At 69.7% G+C, this 18,548-nt stretch carries 13 protein-coding genes; 6 read left to right on the top strand and 7 right to left on the bottom strand.

All coding sequences use genetic code 11. The annotated features are described in order from the left end of the window. Positions 1–37: 37 nt before the first annotated feature. Both ACFVYS_RS00130 and ACFVYS_RS00125 read right to left on the bottom strand, forming a co-directional pair. A complete protein-coding gene (locus ACFVYS_RS00130) occupies positions 38–682 on the bottom strand; it encodes a response regulator (protein WP_389497331.1) in 645 nt (214 codons plus the stop codon). A 34-nt stretch (positions 683–716) separates the two neighbouring features. Further along, positions 717–1,355, bottom strand: coding sequence for a TetR/AcrR family transcriptional regulator (locus tag ACFVYS_RS00125; protein ID WP_389497329.1), 639 nt, complete (start codon positions 1,353–1,355; stop codon positions 717–719). Between the two features lie 171 nt (positions 1,356–1,526). Here ACFVYS_RS00125 and ACFVYS_RS00120 point away from each other — a divergent pair, with 171 nt between their 5' ends. Together ACFVYS_RS00120 and ACFVYS_RS00115 are read left to right on the top strand one after the other, a co-directional pair. Beyond that, entirely contained in the window at positions 1,527–2,444 is a 918-nt protein-coding gene (locus tag ACFVYS_RS00120) for an ABC transporter permease (RefSeq protein ID WP_389497327.1), read from the top strand. Continuing rightward, the gene (locus ACFVYS_RS00115) at positions 2,437–3,273 is read left to right on the top strand and encodes an ABC transporter ATP-binding protein (protein WP_389497325.1); all 837 of its coding nucleotides are present in this window, start codon (positions 2,437–2,439) and stop codon (positions 3,271–3,273) included. The genes ACFVYS_RS00120 and ACFVYS_RS00115 overlap by 8 nt, the downstream gene beginning before the upstream one ends. A 119-nt stretch (positions 3,274–3,392) precedes the next feature. Here the strand turns inward: ACFVYS_RS00115 and ACFVYS_RS00110 are convergent, their stop codons facing one another. Continuing rightward, positions 3,393–8,342, bottom strand: coding sequence for an NAD-glutamate dehydrogenase (locus ACFVYS_RS00110; protein WP_389497323.1), 4,950 nt, complete (start codon positions 8,340–8,342; stop codon positions 3,393–3,395). A gap of 710 nt (positions 8,343–9,052) precedes the next feature. Between ACFVYS_RS00110 and ACFVYS_RS00105 the strand changes: the two genes are divergently transcribed. Beyond that, on the top strand, positions 9,053–9,619 hold the full coding sequence (locus ACFVYS_RS00105; RefSeq protein ID WP_054240274.1) for a DJ-1/PfpI family protein: 567 nt from the start codon (positions 9,053–9,055) through the stop codon (positions 9,617–9,619). Positions 9,620–9,775: 156 nt separating this feature from the next. Here ACFVYS_RS00105 and ACFVYS_RS00100 read toward each other — a convergent pair whose 3' ends face one another. Then, positions 9,776–10,447: an HAD family hydrolase gene (locus ACFVYS_RS00100; protein WP_389497321.1), complete on the bottom strand. Its 672-nt coding sequence runs from the start codon at positions 10,445–10,447 to the stop codon at positions 9,776–9,778. A gap of 221 nt (positions 10,448–10,668) precedes the next feature. Continuing rightward, positions 10,669–11,184, bottom strand: a complete 516-nt coding sequence (locus tag ACFVYS_RS00095; RefSeq protein ID WP_389497319.1) for a DUF6912 family protein — start codon at positions 11,182–11,184, stop codon at positions 10,669–10,671. A gap of 335 nt (positions 11,185–11,519) precedes the next feature. On the opposite strand from ACFVYS_RS00095, the gene ACFVYS_RS00090 reads away from it, so the two are divergent. After that, positions 11,520–12,194: an Rv3235 family protein gene (locus tag ACFVYS_RS00090; RefSeq protein ID WP_389497317.1), complete on the top strand. Its 675-nt coding sequence runs from the start codon at positions 11,520–11,522 to the stop codon at positions 12,192–12,194. Between the two features lie 185 nt (positions 12,195–12,379). On the opposite strand, the gene secA is transcribed toward ACFVYS_RS00090, so the two are convergent. After that, entirely contained in the window at positions 12,380–15,226 is a 2,847-nt protein-coding gene (secA, locus tag ACFVYS_RS00085) for a preprotein translocase subunit SecA (RefSeq protein WP_389497315.1), read from the bottom strand. Positions 15,227–15,507: 281 nt separating this feature from the next. Between secA and ACFVYS_RS00080 the strand changes: the two genes are divergently transcribed. Together ACFVYS_RS00080 and ACFVYS_RS00075 are read left to right on the top strand one after the other, a co-directional pair. Next, a complete protein-coding gene (locus ACFVYS_RS00080) occupies positions 15,508–16,158 on the top strand; it encodes a GNAT family N-acetyltransferase (protein ID WP_389497313.1) in 651 nt (216 codons plus the stop codon). A gap of 172 nt (positions 16,159–16,330) precedes the next feature. After that, positions 16,331–17,530, top strand: a complete 1,200-nt coding sequence (locus ACFVYS_RS00075) for a winged helix-turn-helix domain-containing protein (protein WP_389497311.1) — start codon at positions 16,331–16,333, stop codon at positions 17,528–17,530. A gap of 121 nt (positions 17,531–17,651) precedes the next feature. Here ACFVYS_RS00075 and ACFVYS_RS00070 read toward each other — a convergent pair whose 3' ends face one another. Next, positions 17,652–18,398, bottom strand: coding sequence for a response regulator (locus ACFVYS_RS00070; RefSeq protein ID WP_389497309.1), 747 nt, complete (start codon positions 18,396–18,398; stop codon positions 17,652–17,654). Positions 18,399–18,548: the final 150 nt, after the last annotated feature.

Below are 18,548 nucleotides of genomic sequence, written 5' to 3'. Positions count from 1 at the left end.
GGGTCAGGCGTCGGTCCCGGTCAGGCGTCGGTCCCGGTCAGGCGTTGTTCAGGTAGGCCAGTACGGCGAGCACCCGCCGGTGTCCGCTGTCGCTCGGCGGGAGGCTCAGCTTCAGGAACACGTTGCCGATGTGTTTGCTGACGGACCGTTCGGTGATGACGAGGGTGTCGGCGATGGTGGTGTTGTCGCGGCCCTCGGCCATGAGCTTCAGCACCTCGCGCTCGCGCGGGGTGAGCGTGTCCAGAGGTGAGTCGCGGCGGCGGGACATCAGCTCCGTGACGACCTCGGGATCGAGGGCGGTGCCGCCGGAGGCGACCCGGTCCAGGGCGTCGAGGAACTCGTCCACCCGGCCCACACGGTCCTTCAGCAGATAGCCGACCCCGCTCGCGCCCCCGCCCAGCAGTTCGGCGGCGTAGGACTCCTCGACGTACTGGGAGAGCACCAGCACCGGCAGGCCCGGAATCCTCTCGCGGGCCTCCAGCGCGGCCCGCAGTCCCTCGTCACGGAAGCCCGGCGGCATCCTCACGTCGAGCACGGCCACGTCCGGCCGGTGCTGGAGGAGCGCCGGCAGGACCTCGGGCCCGGAGCCGACGACGGCCACGACCTCGTGCCCGGCCGATCTCAGCAGCAGGACCAGGCCCTCCCTCAGCAGGGCGTTGTCCTCGGCCATCACGATCCTCATGCCACCTCGGCTCCCGTCACGGCGTCAGCGCCCCTCACAGCGCCTTGATCGCCTCGGTGGTCGCACGGGCCAGCGCGCCCAGGTAGCCCTTGGGCAGCTTCGGGCTGCGGATCACCACCGAACGCCAGTAAAGCGGACCCGAGATCAGATCGAGCGCCAGCTCCTCGTTCAGCCCCGCGCGGACCTCGCCGCGCCGCTGCGCCGCCGCCACGATCTTCAGGGCGACCTCCTCCTGCCCCTGCTTCAGCGCCTTCTGCAGGGCCTCGGCGATCTCCGGGTTACGGGCCGCCTCGGCCTGGAGGTCGGGGATGATCTGCGAGGCCACCGGATGCCGCAGGGCCCGGGAGCTCACCTCGTAGAGCATGCGCAGGTCGCCCTCCAGACTGTCCGTATCCGGGGCCGGCAGGCCCTGCACGGCGATCACCGAAACGATGTCGAGGACCAGGTGCAGCTTGGAGCGCCAGCGCCGGTACACCGCGGTCTTGCCCACCCCGGCGCGCCGGGCGATGCCCTCGATGGACATCCGCGCGTAGCCGACGGTCGCGAGTTCCTCGAACACGGCGGCCCGGATGGCCTCCGTCACATCCTCGCGGAGCACGGCCGCGCCCGCGGGGGCCCGGCGGCGCGGGCGCACCTGGGGTCCATCGGCGTTCGTCGTCATGCGAACCAGCATAGGGCGTTACGACGAAACGGTTGCGTTCCGACGACGAATCGGCCTACTCTCACGTTGCGACGATACGGTCCCGTCCCGACGTAAGAGAATGTAAAGAAAAGCGTAAGGAAACGCCGAGCGGCCACGGAAACGCCGCCCGCACCCCCTTCCCCCCGAGCGAAAGCAGCGGATGTGAGTCAGGTCCTCCACACACCGCCCCAGACACAGGCCGCCCCCCACGGCGACCTCGCGGCCCTGGCCGCCCGTCACGGCCTCACGGTCAGCGGCGCCCGCCCGTCCCTGCCCGAGTACATCCGCCAGCTCTGGGCGCGCCGCCACTTCATCACCGCGTTCGCCACCGCCAAGCTCACCGCGACGTACGCCCAGGCGAAGCTGGGCCAGGTCTGGCAGGTGATGACCCCCCTGCTCAACGCGGCGGTCTACTACTTCATCTTCGGTGTACTCCTCGACACCAAGAAGGGTGTAACGGACTTCATCCCGTTCCTCGTCACGGGCGTGTTCGTGTGGACGTTCACCCAGACCTCGATCATGGCGGGCACCCGGGCCATCTCGGGCAACATCGGCCTGGTCCGGGCGCTGCACTTCCCGCGGGCCGCGCTGCCGATCTCGTTCTGTCTTCAGCAGTTGCAGCAACTGCTGTTCTCGATGGCCGCCCTGGCGTTCATCCTGCTCGCCGTCGGCGTGCCGCCGGCCCTCTCCTGGCTCCTCGTGATCCCGGCCCTGACGCTGCAGTTCGTCTTCAACGCGGGCATCTCGATGGTCATGGCCCGACTGGGCGCCGACACGCCGGACATAGCGCAGCTGATGCCGTTCATCCTGCGCACCTGGATGTACACCTCCGGTGTGATGTGGAGCATCGACAACCTGCTCGACAAGCACGCCGGCCTGCCGACCTGGGTCGCCGACCTGCTGCGGGCCAACCCCGCCGCCGTCTATATCGACCTGATGCGCTTCGCGCTGATCGACACCTTCCACGCCAGTCAGCTGCCGCCCCACGTGTGGCTGGTCGCGACCGGCTGGGCCCTGCTCGCCGGTGTCGGTGGCTTCATCTACTTCTGGAAGGCTGAGGAGACGTACGGCCGTGGCTGACAACACACCCCGCACCGCGCCCATCGACATCACCGACGAACGGGCCCCCACCGTCATCGCCGACAGCGTCGACATCGTCTACCGGGTCAACGGCACGGTCGGCGGCCGGGGCAGCGCGACCGCCGCCCTCAACCGCATCGTGCGCCGCAAGCAGGCCGACAAGGTGTCCGGCGTACGCACCGTGCACGCGGTGAAGAACGTCTCCTTCGTCGCGCACAAGGGTGAGGCGATCGGCCTGATCGGAACCAACGGCTCCGGCAAGTCGACGCTCCTCAAGGCGATCGCCGGTCTGCTCCCGGTGGAGCGCGGCAGGATCTACACCGATGGCCAGCCCTCTCTCCTCGGCGTCAACGCGGCCCTGATGAGCGACCTGACCGGTGAACGCAACGTCTACCTCGGCGGCCTGGCGATGGGCATGACCCGGGAGCAGATCAGGGAGCGCTACCAGGAGATCGTCGACTTCTCCGGCATCAACGAGAAGGGTGACTTCATCTCCCTCCCCATGCGCACCTACTCCTCCGGCATGGGCTCCAGGCTGCGCTTCTCCATCGCCGCCGCCAAGGATCACGATGTCCTGCTCGTCGACGAGGCCCTGGCCACCGGCGACGCCAAGTTCCGCAACCGCTCCGCCGAGCGCATCCGTCAGATGCGCGAACACGCGGGCACGGTCTTCCTGGTCAGCCACAGCAACAGCTCGATCCTCGAGACCTGCGAACGCGCCCTGTGGCTGGAGCGCGGCGAACTGCGCATGGACGGCCCCGCCGAGGAGGTCCTGAAGGAGTACGAGGCCTTCACCGGGGACGGCAAGGCGAAGAAGAAGAGGAGCTGAACGAAGGAGCCGCGCCCGAGAGCACGGCGAAAGGGCGCCCCCCAGTCGATCGGGGGGCGCCCTTCCATCGTCTCCTACCGCCTACGGCCTACCGCCGCCTGTTGCCTACGGCCTACCGCCTACGAGTGCGTCCGCAGCAGCGTACGCATCGTCCGCATGGCCACCGACAGATTGGCCAGGTCGAACGTCTCCGAGCTCTGGATCTCCTCCAGCGTGGTGCGCGCCCGGCCCAGGATCGCCGCGTTCTTCTCGTCCCAGGCCTTGAAACGCTGCTCGGGCGTCGAGGTGCCGTTGCCGGCGGCCAGCACGTCAGCCGTCAGCGCCGCATGGGCCGCGTACAGGTCCTCGCGGATGGAGGCGCGGGCCATGGACTGCCAGCGGTCGGCACGCGGCAGCTCGATGATGCGGTCCATGAGCTGGGCGATGTGCAGACGGTCGGCGAGGTCGTAGTAGACCTCGGCGACGTCCAGCGGGTCCCGCCCCATGCGGTCGGCCACCGAGACGATGTCCAGCGCCGGGAAGGCCGAGGAGAACCCCGCCACCCGAGTGGCCAGCTCGTCCGGGACACCGGCGTCGGCCAGCTCGTCGTGGATCCGCTGCCACCACTCCAGGTCCGCGCCCCGCAGCAGCTTCGTCATCTGCGACCACACCTGCTCGACACGCTCGGCGAAGAAGTCGACGGTCTCGGCGAGCTGGAGCGGCTGCGGCCGGTTGTTCAGCAGCCAGCGCGTACCGCGCTCGACGAGCCGCCGCGAGTGCAGCCGGATACGGGTCTGGACGTCGGCCTCGACCCGGTTGTCGAGTTCCTCCACCGCGTCCCACACCGGCGCCGAGCGGAAGATCGCCCGGGCCGCGGTCTGGGCCCGCACGATCTCCTCCAGCGAGGCCCCGGTCTCCTCCCGCAGCCGGTGCAGATACGTCGTACCACCCGTGTTGACCGTGTCGTTGACCAGCACGGTCGTGGTGATCTCGCGGCGCAGCGGGTGGCTGTCGATGCCCTCGGGGAACCGCTCGCGCAACGCCGTCGGAAAGTACGCGTGCAGCAGGCCGCGCAGGTACGGGTCGTCGGGCAGCGAGGTGTGCAGCAGCTCGTCCGACACCGTGATCTTCGTGTAGGCCATCAGGACGGCCGTCTCCGGGCTGGTCAGACCCTGGCCGGCACCGAGACGCTCACGGATCTGCCGGTCGGTGGGCAGGAACTCCAGGGCCCGGTCCAGGTGCTTCTCCCTGACCAGGTGGCGCATGAAGCGCTGCTGGGCGTGGAGCATGTCCTTGGACTGCGCGAGGGCGTTGGCGATCGCCGTGTTCTGCGCGTAGTTGTTGCGCAGGACGAGCACGCCGACCTCGTCGGTCATCTCCGCCAGCACCTTGTTGCGCTGCTTGACGGTCATGTCGCCCTCGCCGACCAGACCGTTGAGCAGGATCTTGATGTTCACCTCGTGGTCGGAGGTGTCGACGCCCGCGCTGTTGTCGATGGCATCCGTGTTGATCTTGCCGCCGTGCAGCGCGAACTCGATCCGGCCGAGCTGGGTCAGACCCAGGTTGCCGCCCTCGCCGACGACCCTGACACGCAGGTCGGCGCCGTCCACCCGGATCGGGTCGTTGGCCTTGTCGCCGACGTCGGCGTTCGACTCCGCACCGGACTTCACGTACGTGCCGATGCCGCCGTTCCACAACAGGTCCACCTGCGCCCGCAGGATCGCCTTCATCAGGTCGGCCGGGGTCAGCTTGGTGACGGCCGTCTCGATGCCCAGCGCCTCACGGATGTGGGCGTTGACCGGGATCGCCTTCGCCGTCCGCGGGAAGACACCGCCGCCGGCGGAGATCAGGTCACCGTTGTAGTCGGCCCAGCTGGAACGGGGCAGCTCGAACAGCCGGCGGCGCTCGGCGTAGGAGGTCGCCGCGTCCGGCTTCGGGTCGATGAAGATGTGCCGGTGGTCGAAGGCGGCGATCAGCCGGATGTGCTCGCTGAGCAGCATGCCGTTGCCGAACACGTCACCGGACATGTCACCGACGCCGACGACCGTGAAGTCCTCGGCCTGGGTGTCCACGCCCAGCTCCCGGAAGTGCCGCTTGACGGACTCCCAGGCACCGCGGGCGGTGATGCCCATGCCCTTGTGGTCGTAGCCGGCCGAGCCGCCGGAGGCGAAGGCGTCGCCGAGCCAGAAGTTGTACGACTGCGCTACCTCGTTGGCGATGTCGGAGAACGTCGCCGTGCCCTTGTCGGCGGCGACCACCAGGTAGGTGTCGTCCTCGTCGTGCCGCACGACGTCGGCCGGCGGCACGACCTCCCCGCCGACCAGGTTGTCGGTGATGTCGAGCAGCGCCGAGATGAACGTCTTGTAGCTGGCGATTCCCTCGGCCAGCCACGCGTCACGGTCCACGCCCGGGTCGGGCAGCTGCTTGGCGACGAAGCCGCCCTTGGCGCCGACCGGCACGATGACGGTGTTCTTCACCATCTGCGCCTTCACCAGGCCGAGCACCTCGGTACGGAAGTCCTCCCGCCGGTCGGACCAGCGCAGACCACCGCGCGCGACCTTCCCGAACCGCAGGTGCACGCCCTCCACCTGCGGCGAGTACACCCAGATCTCGAACGCCGGCCGGGGCGCCGGCAGGTCCGGGATCGCCTGCGGGTCGAACTTCATGGACACGTAGTCGTGCGGCTCGCCGCCCGCGCGCTCCTGGAAGAAGTTCGTCCGCAGGGTCGCCTTGATGACCGTCAGGAAGGACCGCAGGATCCGGTCCTCGTCGAGCGAGGCCACCTCGTCGAGCGCGGCGTCCAGCTCCTCGAGCAGCGCGTCGACGATCTCGTGCCCGGCACGCTGCCGGTCGGGCGACATCCGCGCCTCGAACAACGACACGAGCAGCCGGGTGGTGTGGACGTTGGTGCGGAGGGTGTCCTCCATGTAGTCCTGGCTGAAGGTGGACCCGGCCTGCCGCAGGTACTTGGCGTACGCACGCAGCACCATCGCCTGCCGCCAGTGCAGCCCGGCCCCCAGCACCAGCGCGTTGAACCCGTCGTTCTCCGCCTTGCCGGTCCAGGTCGCCGAGAACGCCTCCTGGAACCGCTCACGCCCGTCGTCACCGAGGTCACCACCGGGACCCGCCAGCGATTTGGGGATCCGCAGACCGAAGTCGTAGATCCAGGCGTTGCTGCGGTCCGCGCAGCGCAGCTCGTACGGCCGCTCGTCGATCACCTCGACACCGAGCCGGTTCAGGACCGGCAGCACGGCCGACAGGGAGATCGCGTCACCCTTGCGGTAGATCTTGAAGCGGCGCTCGTCGGGCGCGGCGCCCACCGGCTCGTACAGGCTGAGCGAGAAGTTCCGCTCCTCGGTGAGCCGCTCCAGATGGCACAGGTCGGCGACGGCGGAACGCGGGCTGTGATCGGCCTTGTACCCCTCGGCGAAGGCGCTGCCGTAGCGCCGCAGCAGCTCCGCGGCCCGCTCCTCGCCGAGTTCGGCGTTGAGCGCCTCCTGGAACGCGTCGGCCCAGGAACGCGCCGCCTCGACGAGCCGCGCCTCGATGCGCTCCTTGTCGGCGTCGGACAGCTCCGGCAGCTCGGTGCCCTGCGGGACACGCACGACGAAGTGCAGGCGGGACAGGATCGACTCGGTGTTCCAGGCGGTGAAGTCGACGTTCGTCCCGCCCAGCTCCTCCTTGAGGATGTCGATGATCCGCAGCCGCACACCCGTGGTGTACCGGTCCCGGGGCAGGTAGACGATCGCCGAGTAGTAGCGCCCGTACTCGTCCTGCCGCAGGTACAGCCGCAGCCGGCGCCGCTCCTGGAGATAGAGCACGGACGTGACGATGGACCGGAGTTCGTCCACCGGCGTCTGGAACAGCTCGTCGCGCGGGTAGGTCTCCATGATCTGGAGCAGGTCGCGCCCGTCGTGGCTGTTGGGCGAGAACCCGGCGCCCTTCAGCACCGCCTCGACCTTGCGCCGCACGACCGGCACCCGCACCACGGACTCGGTGTAGGCGGCGGAGGAGAACAGCCCGAGGAAGCGCCGCTCCCCGACGACGTTCCCGTCCTTGTCGAACTTCTTCACACCGACGTAGTCGAGGTAGGAGGGCCGGTGCACGGTGGCCCGGCTGTTCGCCTTGGTCAGCACCAGCAGCTTGTGCTCACGCGCCTTGGCGCGGGCGTCGGCGGGCAGCCGCTCGAAGGACGGGCTGACGGGGTGGCTGTCGGCGTCGGCGTGCTGCGGGTCGGAGCGCAGGATGCCGAGCCCGGTCCCGGGAACGGCGGTGAGGGAGTCGTCCCCGCGCAGCTGGTACTCCCGGTAGCCGAGGAACGTGAAGTGGTCGGCGGCCAGCCAGCGCAGCAGCTCACGGGCCTCCTCGACCTCGGGCCGCGCCAGATCACCGGGGACGGGCTCCTCCCGGAGGTGATCGGCGACCCGCAGCGCGGTGTCCCGCATCTTCTCCCAGTCCTCGACGGCCTCCCGGACGTCGGACAGGACGCGCACCAGGTCGGCGGTGATCTGCTTCAGGTCGGCCCGGTCGGTCTCACGGTCGATCTCGACGTGGATCCACGACTCGACATGCCCGTCGTGCGGCAGCTCCCCCGCGGCGGGCGGGGTGCTGAGCACCTCGATGAGCTTGCCGGCCACATCGCGCCGCACGACGACCTGCGGGTGGATGACGAGGTGGATCCCCCGCCCCTGCCGGGTCAGCTCGTTGGTGACGGAGTCGACGAGGAACGGCATGTCGTCGGTCACGACCTCGACGACCGAGTGGCTGCACGTCCACCCGTTCTCCTCGACGGTCGGCGTGTGGACCCGCACGTTGGCCGTCCCCTGCGGCCGGTTCTCGGCCAGCCGGTAGTGCGAGAGCGCGGCTCCGAAGACGTCGACCGGGTCACGGCCGTTCAGGTCCTCCGGGGCGGTGTGCAGGTAGTAGCGCTGGAGGAACGCGAGGAGGGAGGCGTGGTCCGGGGTCCCCGGAGTACCGCCGCCCTCGCCCGTCGTCCCAGTCGGTAGATGCCCCCCGACCGGGCTGTTCTCAGCGACCCGCGCCGCCCTCTCGAGCAGCTCGGCCTTGGCTTCGTCCAGCTTGGTCTGCATTGTCCTCTGGCTCCTGTCGCGCGCCGTTGCGTGACGTAGAAGGAAGTACGTGAAGTACGGTCTCTTCCCCTGCGGCTCGACGCCACGGCCCGGGGTCTCCGGTCTGTTCCGACGCTATGCCGCACGGTGAGATGAGCGGGGGGTTATCGGCCATTCTCGACACCACTCCCGGGTGTGACGCTGCTCTCCGCGCCAGGTGCATCCGGGGGGTGCACGGCGTCCTGGGAGCCCTTTCGGCCCCGTCCCGCCCGCGCCGACCAGCGTCCGCCGCCCGGCTGCGGAGATGGTCCGCACACACCGGGCGCAGGGCAGAGGCAACACTGCCCCCGCAAGCTATCGCGCTGATCACGCCACCAAGGCTATCGCCCCTCCCGGTCCCCCCGTCATGAGCCGTATGTGTACAAAACACAGCCCAGAACTTTGCCGTTCTGCACAGAGGCAAAACGGGGGGAGACGTGGGAAGGGGGGCGGAGCCCCGAGGGGGTGCGGGAGCGCAGGCCCGCCGGGGTCGGGAGCCCCTGGGTGGGGCGGAGCCCCAGGTGGGGTGGAAGGGGCGGAGCCCCTGGGATGGGACGGGTAGGGGCGGCGGGGGCGAGAAAAGTCGACGCCGGCCACACCCCGCGGGACGCTGAAAGCGCCCCCTCTTGGCAAGCCCACCCCCAAGAGGCACGTTGCCCAGAGCAACGCCCGCCCGAGAGGAGCCGCCCACCATGTCCGCGAAAATCCTCATCGTCACCGGCGACGCAGCGGAATCCCTGGAAGTCCTCTACCCCTACCAGCGTCTACGCGAGGAAGGCTACGAGGTCCACATCGCCGCCCCCGCCCGCAAAAAGCTCCAGTTCGTCGTCCACGACTTCGAACCCGGCTTCGACACCTACACCGAGAAGCCCGGCTACACCTGGCCCGCCGACCTCGCCTTCTCCGAGGTCGACCCCGGCCAGTACGCCGCCGTCGTCATCCCCGGCGGCCGGGCCCCCGAGTACCTCCGCAACGACCCCGAACTCCGCAAGATCCTCAAGTCGTTCTTCGACGCCGACAAACCCGTCGCCCAGATCTGTCACGGCCCCCTGCTCACCGCGGCCGCCGACGCCCTCCGCGGCCGACGCGTCACGGCGTACCCGGCCCTGGAGCTCGACATGCAGTCGGCAGGCGCCACCTTCCAGGACGCCGAGGCAGTCGTCGACGGCACCCTGGTCTCCGCCCGCGCCTGGCCGGACCACTCGGCCTGGATGCGCGAGTTCCTGAAGGTGCTACGCACCAAGGCACCAGTGACGTGACCTGACCCGCCCCACCCAGGTGGCCGACCGTCGAGCATCGACCGTGAACCATCGGCCACCCCGACCCGATCAGGTGCGGCGCCCCCAGGACGCCCCAGGAAGTCCCAGGACGCCGCACCCGATCCGACGCCCGAGGCAGGCCCGACCCGAAAACCCCTACGCAGCCGCAGCCAACCGCCCCGCGACCTCCACCGCCTCCCCCAGCGTGTCCACCACGGGCACCCCCACCACCTCGAGGCTGGCCCGGCTGTGCGACCCGCCGGTGTACAGGACGGCCCGCGCGCCCACATGCAACGCGGCCACCGCGTCGTCGGCGGCATCCCCGATCACCACCGTGCGCGCCGCCTGCACGCCGGTCAGCGCCTCGAGGTGGCGCACCATGTGCTCGGCCTTGCTGCCGCCGGAGGGCCCGGTCCGCCCGTCGACCCGTACGAAGTGCGGCTCGATCCCGAAGCCCCGGACCAGCGGCACGAGCTCATCGTGCACATACATGCTCAGCAGGGACTGACTGTGCCCCGCGGACCGCCACCCCGCGAGCAGCTCCACGGCACCCTCGGTGAGCCCGCACCGCACCCGGTGCTCGGCGTAGTACCGGTGGAAGACGTCGTCCATGACCTCCCACTCGGTGTCGGTGGGCAGCCTGCCCATCAGCCGCTCGTAGAACTTCGGCACCGGAACGCAGTACAGCGCCCGGTACCGCTCCTGCGTGATCGGCTCCAGCCCCAACTCGACGAATGCCGCGTTCGTCGCCCCGATGATCGCGTCGTTGTCGTGGAACAGCGTCCCGTTCCAGTCCCAGACGATGTGCGCCGCTTCCTGCTTCCCCATACCTGCAAACGTACCCGCCACCACCGACAATCAAGTGACCGACCGAAGCGGCGCCCCACCCCACCGGCCCAGGCACACCGCCGACTCGGGGCAGCTCAACAGCTCGGCACGCATGCAGGTCAGCGCGCCTACAGCTCGGCGCGCCTACAGATCGGCAACCAGCAGCCGGCCGTCCGAGCTCAGCCGTCCGCGCACAGCCGTCCGAGCTCAGTCACCCGACCTCAGTCGCCCGACCCCACCAGAGTCGGGATCTCCTGCCTGGCGAACCACAACAGCTCGTGGTCCTCGGCTCCGTCGACGACGAACTGCGCGTCGTCGTCCCCGTCGTCCGCCGCCACGACCGCCTCCGCCGCGGCGGTCACGTCCGCCTCGGCCTCACCGGCGTCGACGTGCACCGCGGCCGCCTTGGCCAGCGGCACGGCACCCGCCACCCGGACCTCGCCCAGCGCCGCCGGATCGAGCCCCCGGTCGGGGTCCGCGGCGGCCGCGCGGTCGGGTACGTCGACGGCGACCACGACCCGGCGCCGCGGGGCACCCGGATCCGCCGCGAGCAATCGCAGCGAGGCGAGCGCGGCCCTGCTGAGCGCCGCGTACTCCAGCTCCTCGATGTCGTCGGAGACATACCACTCGCGCAACGCGGGCGTGACGGCGTACGCGACGAGCGGCCCGGACCCCAGCTCACCCGTCTTGTGCGCCTCGGCGAGGCCGGGGAGGGTCAGGGGGACGTAGACGCGCATGGCTGGCCGCTCTTTCGTGGTCGCAGGCTCGGACTCGGTACCCCAGGGCGGAGAGGGTTCCGCGTCTTCCCGAGGGCCTTCAGGATACGTGCGGCCGTCCCCTTTCGGGCCCCTGCCCACACCCCCGCGACCGTCAACCCCGAGCCGCGCCACTCACCCGGGCCGCCCCCGCGGCACCAGGCCTCCACCACCTCCCACCACCCCTGATAGGTGAACTTCCCGACCCCCCGCCGAGTACTCTCCGCTTCCTTGCCGTCACGCACCGCGACCCCGTACAAGATCCACGACGGCAAGTTACCGACCGGTAGAGCCGAGCCCACCGAACGGGGACACCCATGAACAAGGTCATGACAAGGACGCAGCACCACCCCGGCACCCGCCCTCCCGGCCGACGCGACACCCGCCGCCCCGCGGGCGCCCCGCCCCGCACCCCGAGCGGCGGCGCCCCCCGTACGGCACCCGGCGGTGGCCGCCCACCCGGTCCCCCCGGCACCAGCGCCCCCACCCGCACCCGCCCCGCCGACGGCCGCCCCGCAACCCCGCAGTCCCTCACCCGCCACCCGACCCCCGGGTCCGGTTCCGGCGCCAAGGCCCCCAAGACCCCCACCGGCTCCCCGACCGTCCCCGCCCAGCCGCAGACGCAGACCCCCCGCCGCCCCGTTTCCCAGCCCCGCCCCACTGACCTCTTCGCCGACCGCCTCCTCGCGGTCCTGACCGGCCAGCGCCCCGTGCACTTCATGCTCCGGCACACCCTCGGCCACGCCTACGACGACCTGGCCCACCTCGCCGAACGCGGCCCCCTGCGCACCACCCGGGGCGCCCGTCCCGTCGTCCGGGACATCGGCTACTACGTCCCCCGCCCCGGTGCCATCGAGGCCTTCGCCCGCATCAGCGCCGGCGACCGCCTCCGGGCCATGGCCTTCCGCCTGGAACTCGGCACCGACCACCGCTGGCGCTGCACCGCGGTGGAACTCGACGGCACCCGCAGGCCCCACCCCCAGGACGACTGAGCCGCCCCAGAACCGCCGCACAGCAAAGGGCCGGGCCACCCGAAGGTGACCCGGCCCTCAAGCCGCTACGAAGCCCGCAGAAGCCCACGACGCCGTCACGTCATACGTCACACACGTCACGCCACACCGTCACGCATCACGCGTCACGGCCCGGTAGACACCCGCGGCGCACGCAGACGCGCGCCCTACTTCTTCCGACGCCGCCCGGCCTTCGCCTGCTTGCGACGCTCCGCGCGCGTGAGGCCATCGGCCTCCGAGCGCACCGGCTCGTCCTCGTCACTGTCGAAGTCGCCCTCGATCGTGCCGCCCTCGCCGTCCACCGTCGGAGCCGAGAAGTGCAGCTGACGACGCTGCGGAGCGTCCAGCCCCTTCGCCCGGATCTCCGGACGCGAACCCGCCTGCGCCGGCACCACGTCCTGCTTCTCCATGTCGACCGGCGCGGCATCCGCCACCGGGACCTCCTCGACCTGCTGCTCGACCTGGACCTCCAGGTTGAACAGGTAGCCGACGGACTCCTCCTTGATGCCGTCCATCATCGCGGAGAACATGTCGAAGCCCTCGCGCTGGTACTCGACCAGCGGGTCCTTCTGCGCCATCGCGCGCAGACCGATGCCCTCCTGGAGGTAGTCCATCTCGTAGAGGTGCTCGCGCCACTTGCGGTCCAGGACCGACAGCACGACCCGCCGCTCCAGCTCACGCATGATCTCGGAACCGAGCTGCGACTCCCGCGACTCGTACTGCTCGCGGATGTCGTCCTTGATGGACTCGGAGATGAACTCGGCGGTCAGACCGGCCCGGTCACCGGCCGCCTCCTCCAGCTCCTCGACGGTGACCTTCACCGGGTAGAGCTGCTTGAAGGCGCCCCACAGCCGGTCCAGGTCCCAGTCCTCCGGGAAGCCCTCGGCGGTCTCCGCGCCGACATACGCGTCGATCGTGTCGTCCATGAAGTGGTGGATCTGCTCCTGAAGGTCCTCGCCCTCCAGAACGCGGCGCCGCTCACCGTAGATGACCTCACGCTGACGGTTGAGCACCTCGTCGTACTTCAGGACGTTCTTACGCGTCTCGAAGTTCTGCTGCTCCACCTGCGACTGCGCGGACGCGATCGCGCGCGTGACCATCTTGTTCTCGATCGGCACGTCGTCCGGCACGTTCGCCATCGACATCACACGCTCGACCATCTGCGCCTTGAACAACCGCATCAGGTCGTCACCCAGCGACAGGTAGAAACGGGACTCGCCCGGGTCGCCCTGACGGCCGGAACGACCGCGCAGCTGGTTGTCGATACGACGCGACTCGTGCCGCTCCGTACCCAGCACGTAGAGGCCGCCCAGCTCCTTGACCTCGGTGAACTCGGCCTTGACCGCCTGCTCGGCCTTCTCCAGGGCGGCCGGCAGCGCGGCGGCCCACTCCTCGATGTGCTCCTCGGGGTCGAGGCCACGCTGACGCAGCTCCGCCTCCGCGAGGTCGTCGGGGTTGCCACCGAGCTTGATGTCGGTACCACGGCCGGCCATGTTGGTGGCGACCGTCACGGCACCCTTGCGGCCGGCCTGGGCGACGATCGACGCCTCACGCTCGTGGTGCTTGGCGTTCAGCACCTCGTGCTGGACACCCCGCTTGGAGAGCTGCTGCGACAGGTACTCGGACTTCTCGACCGACGTCGTACCGACGAGGATCGGCTGGCCCTTCTCGTGCTTCTCCGCGATGTCGTCGACGACCGCCTCGAACTTCGCGACCTCGGTGCGGTAGATCAGGTCGGACTGGTCCTTACGGACCATCGGCCGGTTCGTCGGGATCGGGACCACGCCGAGCTTGTAGATCTGGTGGAACTCGGCGGCCTCGGTCATCGCCGTACCGGTCATGCCGCAGAGGCCGGGCTGTTCCTTCTCGTTGTGGTCGTGGCGCTTGTAGAGGCGGAAGAAGTTCTGAAGGGTGATCGTGGCGAGCGTCTGGTTCTCGTCCTTGATGTCCACCCCTTCCTTCGCCTCGATCGCCTGGTGCATGCCCTCGTTGTACCGGCGGCCGGCGAGGATACGACCCGTGTGCTCGTCGACGATCATGACTTCGCCGTCCATGACGACGTAGTCCTTGTCCTTCTTGAAGAGCTCCTTCGCCTTGATGGCGTTGTTCAGGTAGCCCACCAGAGGGGTGTTCACCGACTCGTAGAGGTTGTCGATGCCCAGCCAGTCCTCGACCTTGCTGACACCGGCCTCGTGAATGGCGACCGTGCGCTTCTTCTCGTCGACCTCGTAGTCGCCGGTCTCCTCGATGCCCTTGAGCGGGTTGCCGGCCTCGCCCTTCTTCAGGCGCGTCACCAGCTTGGCGAAGTCGCCGTACCACTTGGTGGCCTGGTCCGCCGGACCGGAGATGATCAGCGGCGTACGCGCCTCGTCGACCAGGATGGAGTCGACCTCGTCCACAATGGCGAAGTTGTGGCCGCGCTGGACCAGCTCGTCCTGCGCCCACGCCATGTTGTCGCGCAGGTAGTCGAAGCCGAACTCGTTGTTCGTGCCGTACGTGATGTCGCACGCGTACATCTCACGGCGCTGCGCCGGCGTCATGTTGGCGAGGATGCAGCCGACTTCCAGGCCCAGGAACTTGTGGACACGACCCATCATCTCGGAGTCGCGCTCGGCCAGATAGTCGTTGACCGTGATCAGGTGGACGCCCTTGCCGGACAGCGCGTTCAGATACGCGGGCAGCGTGCCGACGAGCGTCTTGCCCTCACCGGTCTTCATCTCGGCCACATAGCCGAGGTGCAGGGCGGCACCACCCATGATCTGTACGTCGTAGTGACGCTGACCGAGGACACGCTTGGCGGCCTCGCGCACGGTGGCGAAAGCCTCGGGCAGCAGGTCGTCCAAGCTCTCACCGTCGGCGTACCGCTGCTTGTACTCATCGGTGAGGGCCCGCAGCTCGGCGTCGGAGAGGTCGACGAAGTCCTCTTCGATGGAGTTGACCTGGTCCGCGATGCGGTGCAGCTTGCGCAGGATCTTGCCTTCGCCTGCACGCATGATCTTCGAGAGGACGGACACGGGGGTTGGTCTCCTTGCCGGTCGGGCCTGGGACGGTCGGTTTCCAGTGGACTTACTGAGCAACGGCCATCGTATGCGAGGACCCCGCCACCCCGGGAGACCTGCCGCGACGAGGACCACACACTGCTGCGCACCTGCTCCAAAATCTTCTTCAAAGGGGACAACGGCCGGGCCCCGGCGATGGTGCCGCGTCCGCCGGACGAATTGCGCGAATTGTGATCACGCGCTCACGCACCGCAAAAAGATGGCGGCCGCCGAGGCACTCCGCGCAGAATCGGCCGATGGAGCCCGAGCCCGTCACCCTCACCACCCCCCGCCTCGTCCTGCGCCCCCTCGATCCGCAGGACACCGACGCCGTGTACACCGCAGCCCAGGACCCCGACATCCAGCGCTGGACCACGATCCCCTCCCCCTACCTCCCCGAGCACGCCCGAAGCTTCACCGAACTGCTCGCCCCGGAGGGCTGGGCGAGCGGCTCCATGTTCACCTTCGGCGTCTTCCTCCCCGACGGAGCCCTCACCGGCGTCCTCAGCCTCACCATGCGCTCCCCCGGCACGGCCGAGGTCGGCTTCTGGGCGGCCAAGGAACACCGCGGCCACGGCTACACCACCGAGGCCACCCTCACCGCAGCCCGCTGGGCCTTCACCACCCTGCCCGTCGACCGCCTCGAATGGCGGGCCGAAGTCGGCAACACCGCCTCCCGCACGGTCGCCGAGAACGCCGGCTTCACCCTGGAAGGCACCCTCCGCTCGGCCATCGCCAACAAGGGCGTACGCCGCGACTGCTGGCTGGCCTCCCTGCTCCCCTCGGACCTGGGACTGCCCTCGACAGCACCGTACGTTCCGGCACCCTCCAGCCCGCCCGCGGGAACAGCCGGCCCGTCTCGGGGCACAGGCCCGTCCGGGGGCCCGACCAGCCCGTCCGGCGTTTGAGGACGAGGCCGTCCAGGCCGACAGCGCGGGTCCGGGGGCACAACCCCCACGGACGGGAAGGGTAGGGGCGGCGGGGGCGAAAAGGCGGCGAAGCCGCCCTCACTCCCACCCCCGAACCCTCAAACCCCCAGCTCACCCAGCACTGTCAGTCCCACCCCCTATCGTGCGAGCCATGACGACCCCGCGCCCCGACACCACCCTCTCGGCAGACGAAGCCCGCCGCATCGCCCTACGCGCGCAGGGCTTCCTCGGCACACCCGACCGCAGGGCCGGAGTCCGCGGCGTCCTCCGTCATCTCGGCGCGGTCCAGCTCGACACCATCTCGGTCCTGGCCCGCTCCCACGAGCTGATCCCCTACGCCCGCCTGGGAGCGGTAGGCCGCAAGACGATCGAGGACGCGTACTGGAAGCCCGAGTCCGCGAGCACGCCCACGGCACGACCGCACGCCTTCGAGTACTGGTCCCACGCCGCGTGCATCCTCCCCATCGAGGAATGGCCCCACTTCGCCTTCCGCCGCCGCGCCTACCGGGCCCGCCCGCACTGGAACCACGCCCTCCCGGACGGCACGTACGACCAGGTCGTCAAGCAGCTCCGCACCGAAGGCCCCCTCACCGCCACCGAGTTGGGCGGGGCCAAGAAGACCAGCGAGTGGTGGGACTGGTCCGGCACCAAGGTCGCGGTGGAACGCGCGCTGATGTACGGCGAGGTGGTCTGCGTGGAGCGCCGCGGCTGGAAGCGCGTGTACGACCTCGCCGAACGCGCCGTCCCCGCCGACCTGCTGCACGACGAGCTGGACGACACCGAATGCCTGCGCCGCCTCGTCCGCCTGGCCGGCCAGTCGCTCGGCGTGGGCACGCGCGCGGACATCGCCGACTACCACCGTCTCAAGGGCGAGCAGGTCGACACCGTGATCGCCGACTCGGGCCTGGTACCGGTCACGGTCGAAGGCTGGGGCAAGCCCGCCTGGGCCGACCCGGCGGCTCTGGAAACGCCCCCGCGCGGCCGCCACCGCACCACGCTGCTGTCCCCCTTCGACTCCCTGATCTGGGAGCGGGCGCGCACCGAGCGGATCTTCGGCTTCACCCACCGCCTGGAGGCCTACGTCCCCAAGCCGAAGCGGATCCACGGCTACTTCGCGATGCCGGTCCTGGCCGGCGGTCGACTCGTCGGCCGCGTGGACCCGGCGCGTGAGGGCCGCACCCTGATCGCCAGGCAGGTCACCCTGGACGGCCCGAAGGCGGTCCCGGCGGTGGCCCAGGCCCTGCTCGAGGCCGCGACCTGGGTGGACTGCACGGACGTACGCGTCGAGCGCGTGGACGCCCCTGACCTGCGCGAGCCCCTCGTCCGAGAACTCACCCGCGCACTGGCCTGACCCGGTCCCGAGCCCCGTCCGAACCGGGCTGCGTCAGGACGGATCCGAGCCGGGCCCAGGCCCGGCTCAACGGACCACCGGCGATCCGGCTCAACGCCGATACGGCGCCCCGGTCACCGGCTCACCGGATCTCGAGAATCTTCTCCCGCATCGCGTACACGACCGCCTCCATCCTGGAGTGCAGCTGAAGCTTCTCCAGGATGTTGCGCACATGGTTCTTCACGGTGTTCTCGGAGATGAACAACTCCTTGGCGATGTCACGGTTGTTCATTCCCGTGGCGACCAGCTTGAGCACCTCAAGCTCCCGGTCCGTCAGCCGCGGCGCGGGAACGAGCCGACGCTCGTCGGTCCGCTGGATCATCGACTTGAACTCGGTGAGCAGCTTCGACGCCATGGAGGGGCTGATCTGTGACTGCCCGTCGGCGACCGCGCGGATCGCGGTGGCGACCTCGTCCGTGGAGATCTCCTTGAGGAGATAACCGGTCGCGCCCGCCTTGATCGCCTCGTAGAGGTCGGCCTCCTCGTCGCTGATCGTCAGCATGATGATCTTCGCGCTGGGAGCCACCTCCTTGATGGAGGTGCACGCCTCGATACCGCCGCGCTTGGGCATCCGTACGTCCATCAGCACGATGTCCGGCAGCAGGTCGGCCGCCTTGTCCACCGCCTCGGCGCCGTCACCCGCCTCACCGACGACCTGGATGTCCTCCTCGGCCGCGAGCACGATCTCCAGTCCGCGGCGGAACAGGGCGTGGTCGTCCACGACAAGGACTCTGATCGGCTCCTTGCGTGAGGTGCCCCCGTCCGGGCCCAGGCCGACGACGCCGTCGTCGGCATCGTCGTCCCGCATCGGTCCGAAGCTGTCCGCCATCGTTCCTCCCCCTGAAGGCTGTGGCCGTGGTCCTGTGCCGTCGCCAACCCAAGGCAGCGGCCCACCGGTTGAGCCGCCCTGGCCATGATTCCATGCCCGGACGACAACGCGGTGACAGAGCGGTGCCCGAAGGGGTCGCACACGGGTGCC

This window comes from Streptomyces sp. NPDC058295 (assembly GCF_042880655.1).
Classification (GTDB): Bacteria; Actinomycetota; Actinomycetes; order Streptomycetales; family Streptomycetaceae; genus Streptomyces; species Streptomyces coriariae.
Note: the sequence above shows the minus strand (reverse complement) of the source record. Positions and strands in the feature narration are given on the sequence as shown.